Annotated in this window: 11 protein-coding genes; 6 read left to right on the top strand and 5 right to left on the bottom strand. The window is 69.4% G+C overall.

Annotation, left to right across the window (positions count from 1 at the left end; all coding sequences use genetic code 11):
• Positions 1-34 precede the first annotated feature (34 nt).
• Complete coding sequence (locus AC1DKV_RS09490) at positions 35-2065, top strand: TonB-dependent receptor family protein (RefSeq protein WP_441614970.1); 2031 nt, start codon at positions 35-37, stop codon at positions 2063-2065.
• A gap of 108 nt (positions 2066-2173) precedes the next feature.
• Entirely contained in the window at positions 2174-3655 is a 1482-nt protein-coding gene (gene mdtD, locus AC1DKV_RS09485; RefSeq protein WP_441614969.1) for a multidrug transporter subunit MdtD, read from the top strand.
• A 13-nt stretch (positions 3656-3668) separates the two neighbouring features.
• On the opposite strand, the gene AC1DKV_RS09480 is transcribed toward mdtD, so the two are convergent.
• Positions 3669-4628, bottom strand: a complete 960-nt coding sequence (locus AC1DKV_RS09480) for a LysR substrate-binding domain-containing protein (RefSeq protein WP_441614967.1) — start codon at positions 4626-4628, stop codon at positions 3669-3671.
• Positions 4629-4723: 95 nt separating this feature from the next.
• Between AC1DKV_RS09480 and pcaH the strand changes: the two genes are divergently transcribed.
• From pcaH to pcaDC, 4 genes are all read left to right on the top strand, one after another.
• A complete protein-coding gene (gene pcaH / locus AC1DKV_RS09475; RefSeq protein WP_441614965.1) occupies positions 4724-5452 on the top strand; it encodes a protocatechuate 3,4-dioxygenase subunit beta in 729 nt (242 codons plus the stop codon).
• Between the two features lie 3 nt (positions 5453-5455).
• Positions 5456-6034, top strand: coding sequence for a protocatechuate 3,4-dioxygenase subunit alpha (gene pcaG, locus AC1DKV_RS09470; RefSeq protein ID WP_441614963.1), 579 nt, complete (start codon positions 5456-5458; stop codon positions 6032-6034).
• Between the two features lie 103 nt (positions 6035-6137).
• Entirely contained in the window at positions 6138-7508 is a 1371-nt protein-coding gene (locus AC1DKV_RS09465) for a 3-carboxy-cis,cis-muconate cycloisomerase (protein WP_441614961.1), read from the top strand.
• Between the two features lie 143 nt (positions 7509-7651).
• On the top strand, positions 7652-8836 hold the full coding sequence (gene pcaDC, locus AC1DKV_RS09460; RefSeq protein ID WP_441614959.1) for a bifunctional 3-oxoadipate enol-lactonase/4-carboxymuconolactone decarboxylase PcaDC: 1185 nt from the start codon (positions 7652-7654) through the stop codon (positions 8834-8836).
• 132 nt (positions 8837-8968) lie between these two features.
• On the opposite strand, the gene AC1DKV_RS09455 is transcribed toward pcaDC, so the two are convergent.
• From AC1DKV_RS09455 to nirD, 4 genes are all read right to left on the bottom strand, one after another.
• Positions 8969-10195 carry an MFS transporter gene (locus AC1DKV_RS09455; protein WP_441614957.1) on the bottom strand — a complete coding sequence of 409 codons (1227 nt, stop codon included), beginning with the start codon at positions 10193-10195 and terminating at the stop codon, positions 8969-8971.
• A 272-nt stretch (positions 10196-10467) separates the two neighbouring features.
• On the bottom strand, positions 10468-13263 hold the full coding sequence (locus tag AC1DKV_RS09450) for a molybdopterin-dependent oxidoreductase (protein ID WP_441614955.1): 2796 nt from the start codon (positions 13261-13263) through the stop codon (positions 10468-10470).
• Between the two features lie 50 nt (positions 13264-13313).
• Positions 13314-14558 carry an NAD(P)/FAD-dependent oxidoreductase gene (locus AC1DKV_RS09445; protein WP_441614954.1) on the bottom strand — a complete coding sequence of 415 codons (1245 nt, stop codon included), beginning with the start codon at positions 14556-14558 and terminating at the stop codon, positions 13314-13316.
• Complete coding sequence (nirD, locus tag AC1DKV_RS09440; RefSeq protein ID WP_441614952.1) at positions 14555-14905, bottom strand: nitrite reductase small subunit NirD; 351 nt, start codon at positions 14903-14905, stop codon at positions 14555-14557. Before nirD ends, AC1DKV_RS09445 begins: the two co-directional genes overlap by 4 nt.
• Between the last annotated feature and the right edge of the window lie 17 nt (positions 14906-14922).

Genomic DNA, 14922 nt, shown 5'->3' with positions numbered 1-14922 from the left:
GCCCCTGCATCGCCTGTGCTGCCTGGCTGCTGCCATGCTCGCCGCGGGTTCGGGAGGCGCCTTTGCCGACGACACGCTGCCCGACGTGGTGGTCAGCGCCAGCCGCGCCGAGCAGAAGCGCTTCGACGCGCCGGCCGCGATCGACAGCGTGCCGGTCGATCCCATGGCCGCCCCCAGCCCGCTGGTCAACCTCTCGGAGTTGCTGACCGGCGTGCCGGGCGTGGCGGCACGCGAGCGCCAGAACTATTCGCAGGATCTGCAACTGGCCGTGCGCGGCTTCGGCAGCCGCTCCACCTTCGGCGTGCGCGGCGTGCGGCTGTTCGTCGACGGCATTCCCGCCACCATGCCGGACGGCCAGGGGCAGGCTTCCACCTTCGATCTCAACAACGCCAGCCGCATCGAGGTGCTGCGCGGCCCCTTCGCGCAGATGTACGGCAATGCATCGGGCGGCGTGGTGCAGGTCTTCACGCCCGATCCGCCCAAGGCACCGATGGCGCGCGCCTCCACCGGCTTCGGCTCGGACGGGCAGTGGACGACCGGCGTCACCGTGGGCGGCGGCAACGACAAGATCGGCGCCGTGCTCGACGCCTGGACCTTCGAGACCGACGGCTACCGCGACCACAGCGCGGCGCGGCGCCGCCAGCTCAACGCCAAGGTAGTGGCCGAACCGGTGGACGGCACCCGGCTCACCGCGCTGCTCAATATCTTCGACCAGCCGCAGGCGCAGGACCCCCTGGGCCTCACGCGCGCGCAGGCCGATGCCAACCCGCGCCAGTCGGTGCCGCTGTCCACGCAGTTCAACACCGGCAAGACCGTCAGGCAGACCCAGGGCGGGCTGGTGTGGGAGCAGCGCCTGGGCGAGCGCGACCGCCTCGAAGCCCGCGCCTACGGCGGCACGCGCGCGCTGACCCAGTACCTGGGCTTCAGCGGCGCCGCCCCGACTTCGGCCGGAGGCATCGTCGACATCGACCGCAGCTTTGGCGGGGCCGCGCTGTCCTGGCACCATGACACCACCTTCGCCGGCCTGCCGCTGACATGGAGCGCCGGCGCCGAGGCCGACGGCATGCACGACGCGCGCACCGGCTACGTCAACCAGAACGGCGTGCAGGGCGCGCTGCGCCGCAATGAGACCGACACCGCCAGCAGCTACGGCGCCTACGCGCAGTTCGACTGGACCTGGCATCCCGCATGGCGGCTGGTGGGCGGTGTGCGCGCCAGCCGGGTCAGGCTTGGCATCGACGATCATTTCATCACCCCCGCCAGTCCCGACGACAGCGGCACCAACACGTACAACAACGTCAGCCCGGTGCTCGGGGTGGTCTGGCAAGCGCTCGACTCCGTCAACGTCTACGCCAACCTGGGCCGTGGCTTCGAAACCCCGACGCTGACCGAGGTGGCCTACGGCCCCAATGGCGCCGGCACCAACCTGGGCTTGAGCCCGTCCACCAGCCGGCAGGGCGAAATAGGCGTCAAGTGGCAGGGCACGAACCAGCGCGTCGAAGCCGCCCTGTTCGGCGCCGCGAGCCACGACGAGATCGTGCCGCTGTCCAACGACAACGGCCGCAGCGTGTTCCAGAACGTCAACGGCGTGCGCAGGCGCGGCTTCGAGCTGGGCTGGCACGGCAGCTTCGGGCCAGCCCAGCGCTTCGGCACCGGGCTGGCCTACACCTGGCTCGATGCCTATTTCGGCGACGCCTTCCTCAACGCCCAGGGCCAGACCGTGGCCGCCGGCAACCGGCTGCCCGGCACCGCGCGCCACAGCCTGAACCTCGAGGCCACCTACCGCCCCGTGGCCGGCCTCACGCTGGGCGCGGAAATGCACGTGGAAGGGCGCGTCTTTGCCGACGACCTCAACACCCAGGCCGCGCCCGGCTACGCCAGCTTCAACCTGCGCGCCGGCTACGCCTTCCGCATGGGCCGCACGCGCTGGTTTGCGTTCGGCCGCATCGACAACATCACCGACCGGCACTACATCGGCTCGGTGATCGTCAACGAAAGCAACGGCCGCTATTTCGAGCCGGCGCCGGGGCGGCGCTTCTTCCTGGGGCTGAGGGCGGAGATCTGAGGCGGGGCTTCGACGCTCGCCGGGCGAGGCCGGTGCGCGAGGGCGGGGCGGTCTGGCAGGACCTGCCGCGCAGGCTACACTACAGCGATACCCGGCCCGGCCATCCAGATGCGAGACACGACCTCCGGCACAACTGCCACCCCCGCCACACCCGCCACGCCCGCCACGCCGCCCGCGCCCGACGACCGCACACGCAGGATCATGCTGTGGGTGGTGGCGGTGGGCTTCTTCATGCAGACGCTGGATTCCACCATCGTCAACACCGCCTTGCCGTCGATGGCGAAAAGCCTGGGCGAGAGTCCGCTGCGCATGCAGTCGGTGGTGATCGCCTACTCGCTGACCATGGCGGTGATCATTCCCGCATCGGGCTGGCTGGCCGATCGCTTCGGCACGCGCACCATCTTCCAGACCGCCATCGGCCTGTTCGTGGCGGGGTCGCTGGCCTGCGCGTATTCCGGCACGCTGAGCATGCTGGTGGCATCGCGCGTGCTGCAGGGGGTGGGCGGGGCGATGCTGTTGCCGGTGGGGCGGCTGGCGGTGCTGCGCACGTTCCCGCGCGACCAGTACCTGCAGGCGCTCAGCTTCGTGGCCATCCCGGGCATGGTCGGGCCGCTGATCGGGCCGACGCTGGGCGGCTGGCTGACCCAGACTTTCTCCTGGCACTGGATCTTCCTGATCAACGTGCCGGTGGGCCTGCTGGGCGGGCTGGCCACCATGCGCTACATGCCCAATGCCCGCCTGCACGGCGTGGCGCGCTTCGATATGAGCGGCTACCTGCTGCTGGCGATCGCCATGCTGACGCTGTCGTTCTCGCTGGACGGCCTGGCGGAGCTGGGCTTCGAGCATGCCACGGTGCTGATGCTGCTGATTGCCAGCATGGCTTCGCTGACCGCCTATGTGCTGCATGCCACGCGCCACCGCCGTCCCTTGTTCGGGTTGCGGCTGTTCCGCATCCATACCTTCAGCGTGGGGCTGCTGGGCAACCTGTTCGCGCGCATCGGCAACGGCGCCATGCCGTTCCTGATCCCGCTGACCCTGCAGGTCAGCCTGGCCTATTCGCCGTTCGAGGCGGGCCTGATGATGCTGCCGATCACGGCGGCGGGCATGGCGTCCAAGCGCCTTGCCACGGGACTGATCGAGCGCCACGGCTATCGCAAGGTGCTGGTCACCAACACGTTCGTGGTGGGGCTGGCGATGGCCTCGTTCGCGCTGATCTCGCCGAGCCAGCCGCTGGCGCTGCTGCTGGTGCAACTGGCCGTGTTCGGCGCGGTCAATTCGATCCAGTTCACCGCGATGAATACCGTCACGCTCAAGGACCTCGGCACGGCCGGGGCCAGCGGCGGCAACAGCCTGCTGTCGATGGTGCAGATGCTGTCGATGAGCCTGGCTGTCACATCGGCCGGCGCCCTGCTGGCGACCTTCCAGGGCGCGTTCAGCGAACACGGCGCGACATCCGCGCTGCCGGCCTTTCACGCCACCTTCATCTGCGTGGGGCTGATCACCTCGGCCTCGGCTTGGATCTTCCTGCAGTTGTCGCCCGATGTCACCCGCGCGGCGGGCAAGAAGATGGCGGACGCGGGGGAGATGTAGCCACTGCCGGCGGCTACTCCCGCGCCTTCGGCGCGTGCCCGCGTGCCCGCGCGGCGGCGCGCTCGCGCAGGTCCTGCACGAAGGCCTCGGCGGCGTGGTCGAGGTTGCGCCCGCCCTGGCGCAGCAGGCCGACAGGCTCTTCGCTGCCATGGCCGGAGATGGGCAGCAAGGCCAGCTCGGCGCTTTCCAGCCCCTGTCGCATGGCGCAGCGCGGCGCCAGCCAGACCGCGTCGGACTTCAGCGCGATCAGCTGGCCCAGGTAGGCATCCGAGGTTTCCAGCACGCCCGGCGGCAACACGAAGCCGTGCCGCGCCAGCATGCTCTCCGCGCTATGGCGCGGCACCGAGCCCTGCGCCGGCACCACCAGCGGGAAGCGCATGACGTCCGCCAGTGTCGGCGTGCCGGCTTGCGGCCCGGCCAGCGCATGCTGGCGGCGCACCGCCAGCAGCAACGGCTCGGCGTCCAGCATCTCGAACCACAAGCCCTCCATCACCGCCGGATTGTCCATGCGGCCGATCACGATATCGAGCAGGTCGGCCTTCAGGCTATCGATCAGCGCGCGGTTCATGCCGGTCTGCACGGCCAGGCTGACTTCGGGGTGGCTGTCGCGAAACGCCAGCACTGCCTCTTGCAGCAGGTCGGGCACCACGCTGGGCAGGGCGCCGATGCGGATGCGACGGGCGCCCCTCTCCGACTCGCCATCGATGCTGCCGGCGGCTTCGTCGAGGTCCTCCAGCACGCGCAAGGCGTGGCGCAGGAAGCGCTGGCCGGATTCGGTCAGTTCCGTGCCGGAGCGCTTGCGTACCAGCAGGCGCGTGCCCAGCAGGGCCTCCAGTTCGGTCAGCGTCTTGGAGATGGCCGGCTGGCTCAGGCCCAGCTGTTCGCCGGCGCGGCCGAGGTGCTGGGTCTGCGCCACCGCCACGAAGGAATGCAGGTGACGCAGCCGCACCCGGCTGCGGAAGGCATTTTGCATATCGAAAAGTTATGAATCTGGTCGAAAAACTCAATTTACAGCAGATAAGTCTGCAAATAAAGTAATGCAAATTCATCCATAAGGAGACGTGCATCATGGCCGACTCGCCCCCCAAGCTCCCGCCAGGCCTGGCCCAGTACCGCCGCCATTACTGGGACACCCAGCCCGCGTACCGCTTCGACCCCTACGGCTCCACCCGTCTGCGCTCGCCGCAGCAGCCGTTGATCGCGCTGCCGCAGACCCTGTCCGAGGTGACCGGTCCGCGGTTCGGCGCCGAGTTCGTGCGCGCCGGCGACAGCGACCTCACCACCGGCCAGGGCCGCGGCGAGGCCATCGGCGAGCGCATCCTGGTCAGCGGGCGCGTGCTCGACGAGAACGGCCGGCCGGTGCCGAATGCGCTGATCGAGGTCTGGCAGGCCAACGCCGCCGGCCGCTATGTGCACAAGCGCGACCAGCACGACGCGCCGCTGGACCCCAATTTCATCGGCGAAGGCCGGGCGGTGACCGACGCCCACGGCCGCTATCAGTTCAAGACCATCAAGCCCGGCGCCTATCCCTGGCGCAACCACCACAACGCCTGGCGGCCGCAGCATATCCATTTCTCGCTGTTCGGCAACGCCTACGCCACGCGGCTGGTCACGCAGATGTACTTTCCGGGCGATCCCTTGCTCGCCTTCGACCCCATCTTCAATTGCGTGCCGGACGCCAAGGCGCGCGAGCGCCTGGTATGCGCGCTGGACTGGGAAACCACGGTGCCCGAGTACGCGCTTGGCTACCGCTTTGATATCGTGCTGCGCGGCCGCGATGCCACGCCGATGGAGTAAGCCATGCTGTACGCGACCACATCCCAGACCGTCGGTCCCTACCTGCATATCGGCCTGTCGGCGCTCGACGCCGGCGACCTGACCGCCGAGGCGCCGTCCCTGGACGGCGAGCGCATCGTCATCGAGGGCCGCATCGTCGACGGCGGGGGCGAGCCCGTGTCCGATGGCATGGTGGAGATCTGGCAGGCCAGCCCGGCCGGCCACTACCGCCACCCCGACGACCAGCGCGAAGGCGCGCAATCCAGCCTGGTGCCCGGCTTTACCGGCTTCGGCCGCCTGCCGACCCAGGCCGACGGCAGCTTCCGCTTCGTCACCGTCAAGCCGGGCGCCGTGCCCGGCCCCGACGGCCAGCCGCAGGCCCCCCATATCGTGGTGTCGCTGTTCATGCGCGGCCTGCTCAAGCACCTGACCACGCGTCTATACTTTCCCGACGAAACGCAGGCCAATGCGCGCGACTGGGTCCTGTCGCAGGTGCCGGCGGAGCGCCGCCAGACCCTGGTGGCGCAGCCGGCGGGCCCGGGCAAGCTGCAGTGGCAGGTGATACTGCAAGGCCAGGGCGAAACGGTGTTCTTCGATATCTGAGCCGGCGCGGCCCCGTTCCCGCCAAGTCTCGCCGCACGCCGGCGCCGGCCCGCTCCGCGGCCCGGCGCCGGCGTGCGTTTCTTTTCCGTGCGAACCTGAACCGATGCCTACTTCTTCCCGACTGACCGACCCCATGTTCGGCAGCGCCGATACGCTGGCCGCATTCTCCGATGCCGGCACGGTGCAGGGCATGCTCGATTTCGAAGCGGCGCTGGCGCTTGCCGAGGCCAGTTGCGGGGTGATCCCGCAGGACGCCGCCGCAGTGATCGCTGCCGCTTGCCGGGCCGGGGAAATCGATTTCGACAAGCTGGCCGATGCCGCCGTCGCGGGCGGCAACCTTGCCATTCCCCTGGTCAAGCAGCTTACGGCCCGCGTGGCCGCACGCGACGAACGGGCCGCGCGCTACGTGCACTGGGGCGCGACCAGCCAGGACGCCATCGATACCGGCATGGTGCTGCAGTTGCGCCGTGCGCTGCAGGCCATCGGCACCGATCTCGAAGCGCTCTGCGAGGCGTGCGCCACGCTCGCGCGGCAGCACCGCAACACGCCGATGGTGGGTCGTACCTGGCTGCAGCACGCGCTGCCCACCACCTTCGGCCTCAAGGCCGCCGGCTGGCTGGACGCCCTGCAGCGCAACCTGCAACGTCTCGGCGCCGCGCGCGAGCAAGTCGCCGTGCTGCAATTCGGCGGCGCCGCCGGCACGCTGGCCAGCCTCGGCAACGCCGCGCCCGCGGTGATTGCCGGACTCGGCCGCGAGCTGGATCTCGCCGTGCCCGCCGTGCCCTGGCATGGCCACCGCGACCGCCTGGCCGACGTGGCCGCCACGCTCGGCATGCTCACCGGCACGCTCGGCAAGATCGCGCGCGACATTGCGCTGCTGATGCAGACCGAAGTGGCTGAAGTCGCCGAGCCCTCCGCCCCGGGCCGCGGTGGTTCCAGCACCATGCCGCACAAGCGCAACCCGGTTGGCTGCGCCGCCGTGCTGACCGCCGCCGTGCGCGTGCCGCCGCTGGTGGCGAGCATGCTCGCCGGCATGGTGCAGGAACACGAGCGCGCCCTCGGCGGCTGGCAGGCCGAATGGGACACCCTCCCGCAGATTGTCACGCTCAGCGCCGGCGCCCTGCGCCAGATGCTGGAGGTGGCAAGCGGCCTGCAGGTCGATGCGCCGCGCATGCGCGCCAACCTCGACATGACCCACGGACTGATTCTCGCCGAAGCCGCCATGCTGGAGCTGGGCGGGCGGATCGGCCGGCTGCAGGCGCACCACCTCGTCGAAGGCGCCTGCAAGCGGGCGGTGGCCGAAGGCACCACGCTGCGTGCAGCGCTGGCGGCGGTGCTGGCCGAAGATCCCGCCCACGCCGGCCTGATGGATGCCGCCGCGCTGGACCGGGTATGCGATCCGGCCAACTATTTCGGGCAGGCAGAGGGATTCGTCGACGGCGCGCTGGCGGCATGGCGCGCACGCGAGGGCTGACGAGCCCGTAGCCATGTCACCGCGAGCCATGCCAACGGAGCCCGTCGACAGGCATCGAGCCTGAACGCCGGAATCCAGGCAACAAGACCAACCAAGACAGACCCAAGACAGATCCAAGACAGATTTCGCCCCTGGAGACTAAATTGCCCCACCTCAATCATGCCGGCGCCTCCCTGTTCTACACCCTGGAAGGCCCCGAATCCGCCCCGGTCCTGATCTTCTCCAACTCCCTCGGCACCGACCACACCATGTGGGCGCCGCAGGCCGAAGCGCTCGGCAAGCAGTTCCGCGTCCTGCGCTACGACACCCGCGGCCACGGGCAATCATCGCTGCCGCCGGGACCGGCCACGGTGGCCGAGCTGGGCAGCGACGTGCTGGCCCTGATGGATGCGCTCGGCATCCGCAAGGCCGCGTTCTGCGGCCTGTCCATGGGCGGCCTGACCGGCATGTGGCTCGGCGTGAATGCGCCCCAGCGCTTCACGCATATCGCGCTCGCCAATACCGCGCCCAAGATCGGCACGGGCGAGGCATGGAACACCCGCATCGACGGGGTGCTGCGCGACGGCATGGCGCCGCTGGTGGACGCATCGCTGCAGCGCTGGTTCACGCCGGGGTTTGTCGCTGCCGCCGGCGGCAAGCTCGATGGCCTGCGTGCCGTGCTGGGCGGCCTCGATGCGCGCGGCTACGCCGCCAACTGCGCCGCCGTGCGCGACGCCGACCTGCGCGAAGCGGTCAGGACCATCCCGGTGCCCGTGCTGGTGATCGCCGGCAGCGCCGATCCGTCCACCACCGCGGCCGAAGGCCGCGCGCTCGCCGATGCCATTCCCGGCGCGCAGTACGTCGAGCTCGAAGCCGCGCACCTGTCCAGCTTCGAACAGACCGCGCGCTTCAACGACGCGCTGGCGCGTTTCCTGTCCGGCGAAGCGAAGCCGTCCAACGACAGCGAACGCTATGCCGCCGGCCTCGCCGTGCGCCGCGCCGTGCTCGGCAGCACCCACGTGGACCGCTCGCTGGCCCGGCTCACGCCGCTCAACGACGAATTCCAGAACCTCATCACGCGCTATGCCTGGGGCGAGATCTGGACCCGCGAAGGCCTGCCGCGCCATACGCGCAGCCTGCTCACCATCGCCATGATGGTGGCGCTCAACCGCAATGAAGAACTCAAGCTGCATCTGCGCGCGGCGGCGAACAACAAGGTAAGCCGCGAGGAGATCAAGGAAGTGCTGCTGCAGACGGCCATCTATTGCGGCGTGCCGGCGGCCAACTCGGCGTTCCATATGGCCGAGGAGGTGTTTGCGGCGGTGGATGCGGAGACGCGTGGGGAGTGAATCGACAAGGCTGATGGCAGAACCGTTGGCTGCCGCCAGTTAGCTCGCCCCATCGCGCCGGGATGGCTGGTGAAGAACCGCCCCGGCTTCCCGCTCCAGCGGATATTGCACGGATTGCGCCTTGCGCTGGCCTCAGTGGCAGTCCGGCGCGGCGGCCATGACGTTCCTTGCCGACGGTGCGGGAGCACGGTCCTTGCGAATGGCCCGGAAGCTGGCGAGCAGCAGCAGGCCGATCAGCGCCAGCACCGCGCCGAAACCGAAGTCTGCCGGAATGCCGCGGCCGTCCACGATACTGCCGCCCACGGACGAGCCCACCGCGATGGCAACCTGGATGATGCCGACGAACAGCGCCGAGCCTGCCTCTGGCAGGTCGGCGGTCGAGCGCTGGATCCATACGCTGAGGCATAGCGGAATCGCGCCGAACGCGATACCCCACGCCAGCACGACCGCCACCACCGCGGGCGTCGCATGCCGCAGCGCGGGCATCAGCAGCAGCGAGACCATCAGCATCACGATCATGGTCGCGAGTGACGCACCGAGGTTTCGCGCGACCGTGGTCGAGACGGCAAAATTGGCGAGAAAGCCGATGATGCCGAAGCCAAGCAGCACCCAGGTAATACCCTGCGCGCTGAAGTCGGCATATTCCTGGAGGAACGGGGCGATAAAGGTATAGGACGAGAAGTGGGCGCCGAACACGAAGGCGACCATGATCAGGCTCGTGCGCGAATGCGTGCGCCGCAGGAGCGCGAACAGATCGGCCAGGCGCAAGGCGGCTTTCGAGGGCAGCGATGGCACCAGCATCGCCTGGGCTGCCAGGGCCACGGCCACCAGTACGCCGGTCGCCATGAACGATGCGCGCCAGGACGCAAGATTTGCGATAAAGGTGCCCAGCGGTACCCCGATCACGGTGGCGAAGGTCACGCCAGCCAGGATCATCGCGGTGGCTCTCGGTGCTTCATGGGGCTGTACCAGCCTGCCTGCCGCGGCCAGCGCGAGCGTCCAGAAGCCGCCCAGGCTCGCGCCCAGCAGGGCGCGCCCGATCAGCATGACCGCGAAGCTGGGCGCAAACGCCGAGATCAGGTTCGATGCCAGCAAAAGCACCGAAAGCGCGAGCAGGATGTGGCGCCGGTCGATACGCCCGGCGCCCAGCATCATGCCGGGCGCGGAGATGGCGGCCAGTACGCCGGGAATCGTCACCATGAGTCCCGCGGTGCCCGGCGTCACGCCGAATTCCGCGGCGACCTGCGGCAATAGCCCGACCGGCAGGAACTCCGTCGTCACGAACGCAAACGCGCCGACGGTTACCGATCCGACTGCCAGCCATGCCCGCGAGGGCGAGTGAATGCCGGGATCTTTCATTGGGTCACCCGCCGGGTGACTGCCTTCCATCATCATGAGTCTGCTCGTCTGCTACGGATCTGAGGGGGCGTGCCCCGAAAGACCGGCAACATACCATCGATGTGCGCGTTGCGCTGGCGGCCCGCAAATAGCGCCCTAATCCCAGGTCTTCGTGAGGGTCTTCATCGAATTGACATAGATGGCCAGCGACACCGCCGCCCAGCTGTGGACCTGCGTTCCTGCCGGGGATCCGGAGTTCGCGGTGCGCGATGGCCAGGGATGCCGAGGGATCCTCAAGCCGTTTCCGCTACCCTGATCTCCGCCAGCAGCTTCTTCAGTTCCGGCACGCAGGATCCGCAGTTGCCGCCGGCCTTCACGCACGTGGTGATTTCCGCCGGGGTCTTGAGGTCGTGCTTGCGCACCGCGTCGCAGATCGTGTTGCGGCCCACGCCGAAGCACGAGCACACCGTAGGGCCGGCATCCGCGCCTTTCTCCATGGGCTGGCCCAGCAGCAGTCCGATGCGGTCGGCGTCTTCGAGATGGTCCTTGCCGAACAGCGTGGAGAGCCATGCGCGCGAGGGCAGCTCGGGCCGGGTGGAGATGTAGATGCAGGTCTGCAGGCGGTCGTCGACCACGTGGCCGGCGTGGTAGATGCCGGCGGTGCGGTCTTCGTACTCGATCCAGTCGGCATCGGGGTCGGTGATGCCGAGCAGGGCGCGGGCCCAGGCGGCACGGTCTGCGATGTTTTCGCGGCCGGCGAATTCGTAGCGCTGGAACTGGCGGCCCTGCACGCGCGTCCAGTAGGTGAGGGTGTCGGCCGGCAGTGCTTCGCGGCTGAGCACGAAGCCGTGCCACGACACGCGGAATTCCTCCACGCGCACCGGGGTGTGCTTGAACTCGGGCTCGCCGGAGACGGGGTCGACCACGGGGTTGACGAGGGCGCCGACGCGCGCGTCCGAGCTGAACTGATTGTTCCAGTGGATCGGCACGAACACGCTGCCGCGCGGGATGCCGCCGCTGTGTTGCACGCGCGCGACCATGGCGCCCCAGCGGGTGGAGACCCGGGCGAGCTTGCCTTCGCCCACGCCGCACAGCAATGCGTCCTGCGGATGCATGTCGACGAAAGGCTCGGCGATGTGGTCGGCCAGCTTGGGCGATTTGCCGGTGCGCGTCATGGTATGCCACTGGTCGCGCACGCGGCCGGTATTGAGCACCAGCGGGAAATCGTCGTCGGTGGCGTGGACCGGCGCACGCGGTGCCGTGGCGACGAAGCGCGCGCGCCCGTCAGGATGGGCGAAGCGGCCGTCGGCGAACAGACGGGCCGTGCCGGAGGGGCCTTGCAGGCCCTGCGAGGCGGCCGTCACCGGCCATTGCACGGGGGCGAGCGCATCGAACTGCTGGCGGCCCATGCCGGCCAGGCCAGCGATGTTGAAGGCGCGATGGGCGAGCGTGGCGTCTTCGGCAGCGCCGCTGCCGGTGTTGCGGTAGGCGCTCAGGCGGGCATGCTCGTCGAAGATCTCGTGCGGCCCGGCGTAGTGGAACCCGTCGAAGCCCATGCGCGTGGCCACCTCGCACAGGATGCGCCAGTCGGCGCGGGCTTCGCCCGGTGCGGGCAGGAAGGCCCGCTGGCGCGAGATGCGGCGCTCGGAGCTGGTGACGGTGCCGTCCTTCTCGCCCCAGCCCAGCGCGGGCAGGAGCACCTGCGCGGCGTCGTTGGTGTCGGTGCGCAGCATGATGTCGGAGCTGACCACCAGCTCGCATGCGGCCAGCGCGCGGCGGGCCTGGTCGGCGTCCGGCAGGCTCACCACCGGGTTGGTGGCGATGACCCACACGGCCTTGACGCGGCCTTGCTCGATGGCTTCGAACAGCTCCACCGCCTTGAGGCCGGGCTTGTCCGCGATGGCGGGCGAGCCCCAGAACGACTGCACGATCTCGCGATGCTGCGGGTTGGCCAGTTCCATGTGCGCGGCCAGCATATTGGCCAGGCCGCCGACTTCGCGCCCGCCCATGGCGTTGGGCTGGCCGGTCAGGGAGAACGGCCCCATGCCGGGCCGGCCCAGGCGGCCGGTGACCAGGTGGCAGTTGATGATGCTGTTGACCTTGTCGGTGCCGGCCGATGACTGGTTGACGCCTTGCGAGAAGGCGGTGACCACCTTGGGCGTGGCGGCGAACATTTCGTAGAACGCGCGCAGCGCTTCGGGGTCGAGCTTGCAGGCCCTGGCGACCTTGGCCAGGTCGGTGCAGTCCGGGCCAGCCGCGGCGAGCGCATCGTCCAGCCCGCTGGTGTGCCCGGCGATGAATGCCGCATCCGCGGCGCCGTGCTGCGCCAGGTAGTGCAGCAGGCCGTTGAACAGCCAGACATCGGTGCCGGGCTTGATGGGCAGGTGCAGGTCGGCCAGCTCGCAGGTGGCGGTGCGGCGCGGGTCGATCACCACCAGCTTCATGCCGGGGCGCGCTTCCCTGGCCCTGGACAGACGCTGGAACAGGATGGGATGGCACCATGCGGTGTTGGAGCCGACCAGCACGACGAGGTCGGCCAGTTCCAGGTCTTCGTAGTTGCCCGGCACCAGGTCTTCGCCGAAGGCGCGCTTGTGCCCGGCCACGGCAGACGACATGCACAGGCGCGAGTTGGTGTCGATATTGGCGCTGCCGATGAACCCTTTCATCAGCTTGTTGGCGATGTAGTAGTCCTCGGTCAGCAACTGGCCGGAGACATAGAGGGCCACGGCGTCCGGGCCGTGCTCGGCGATGATGTCCTTGAAGCCTTGCGCCACCTTGTCCAGGGCGTGATCCCACGATACCTGCGTCAGCGCGCCGTCGGCGCCGCGCACCTGCGGATGCAGCAGGCGGCCTTCGAGCCCGGTGGTTTCGGCCAGGGCGGAGCCCTTGACGCACAGGCGGCCCTGGTTGGAGCCGTGGCTGGCGTCGCCGGCCACTTCGACGCTGCCGTCGTCATGGCGCGTGGCACGCACGCCGCAGCCCACGCCGCAATAGGGGCAGGTGGTATCGGTGACGACGGACGAAGCGCCGGCCGGCGGCGCGGCCGGGGAACCGGTGGAAAGGATGACGGGGATATCGGACAGGTTCACGGTGGCGCGCTCGTTGCTAACGGTAAATCGGATGCCAGGGGGAGCGGCGCTCAGGCCGCCAGCGCCTCGCATTGCGCGCGGCCGAACAGCAGGCGCTGGCGCATGGCGCCGACCGGCTCGCCGCTCTGGATCAGGTCGAAGTACCAGGGGCCGTCCTGCACGTCGCCGTACAGCACCGCGCCGACCAGGCGCCCGCCCTGCAGCACCAGCCGCTTGTAGACGCCGCGGCGCGCATCGCGCATGACCAGGTCTTCGCTGCCTTCGCCGCCGATGAAGTCGCCGGCGGAGTAAAGGTCCACGCCGGTCACCTTGAGCTTGGTCGCGGTGGCCTGCTGCACGTAGCGGCGGTGCCCGGCCCCGGCCAGGTGCGCGGCGGCCACGCGGGCCTGGTCCCAGATCGGCGCCACCAGGCCGAAGGTGGCTTGGCGGTGCTGCACGCATTCGCCCACGGCGTACACGCGCGGATCGAAGCTCTGCAGCGTATCGTCGACCACGATGGCGCGCTCGCAATGCAGGCCTGCCTGCCGGGCCAGCTCGATATTGGGGCGCACGCCGGCGGTCATGACCACCAGGTCGGCGGGAATGCTGGTGCCGTCCTTGAAGCATACGCCGGTGACGCGGTCCTCGCCCAGGATGCTGCTGGTATGGGCGTTGAGCAGGAACTGCAGGCCCTTGCGCTCGAGCGCCTGCTTGAGCAGTGCCGCGGCGGGTGCGTCGAGCTGGCGCTCCATCAGGCTGTCGGCCATGTGCACCACGCTCACTTCCATGCCCTGGCGCATCAGGCCGTTGGCGGCCTCCAGGCCGAGCAGGCCGCCGCCGATCACCACCGCGCGGCGGTGGTTGCGTGCGGCGGCCAGCATGGTTTCCACGTCCTGGATGTCGCGAAAGGCGATCACCCCGTCGAGCTGGTGGCCGGGCACCGGGATGATGAAGGGCTTGGAGCCGGTGGCCAGCAGCAGGCGGTCGTAGCGCACCTCGCGCCCGGATTGCGAGCGCACCAGCCGGCGCGGGCGGTCGATGGCCACCACCGGGTCGCCGGCCAGCAGCTCGATGCCGTTCTGCTCGTACCACTCGCGCGTGTTGAGCATGATGTCGGCGATGGTCTTCTCGCCGGCCAGCACCGGCGAGAGCAGGATGCGGTTGTAGTTGCCGTGCGGCTCGGCGCCGAACACGGTGATGTCGTAGAGATCGGGCGCCAGCTTGAGCAGCTCCTCGACCGTGCGCATGCCGGCCATGCCGTTGCCGACGACCACCAGGCGGGGCTTGTGGCCTGCACTGACGCGACCGGCACTCATGCGGCCACCCAGACCTTGCCGTCATGCACGCGGGCAGGGTAGGCCGCGACCGAGTGCTCCGGCGCTTCCAGGCATTCGCCGGTGCGCAGGTCGAAATGCTGCTTGTAGATCGGCGAGGCCACCACCACGCGCTCGCCCAGGCTGCCCACCAGGCCGCGCGACAGCACCGCGGCATTGGCGTTGGGGTCGTAGTTGGAGATGGCGTATACCTGATCGTCCGCGCCCGCGCCGATGCGGAACACGGCGATCTGTGCCTTGTCCACCAGCGCGCACACGCCGGTATTGGGCACGATGTCGCGCAGGGCGCAGATGGCGGTCCAGGTTTCGCTGTGGTGGGCTTGGCTCATGATGTTTTCCTTGGCGT

This window comes from Cupriavidus sp. 05T41 (assembly GCF_056396525.1).
The sequence above is the reverse complement of the archived record's forward strand: the minus strand, read 5'-3'. Positions and strand labels throughout refer to the sequence as shown.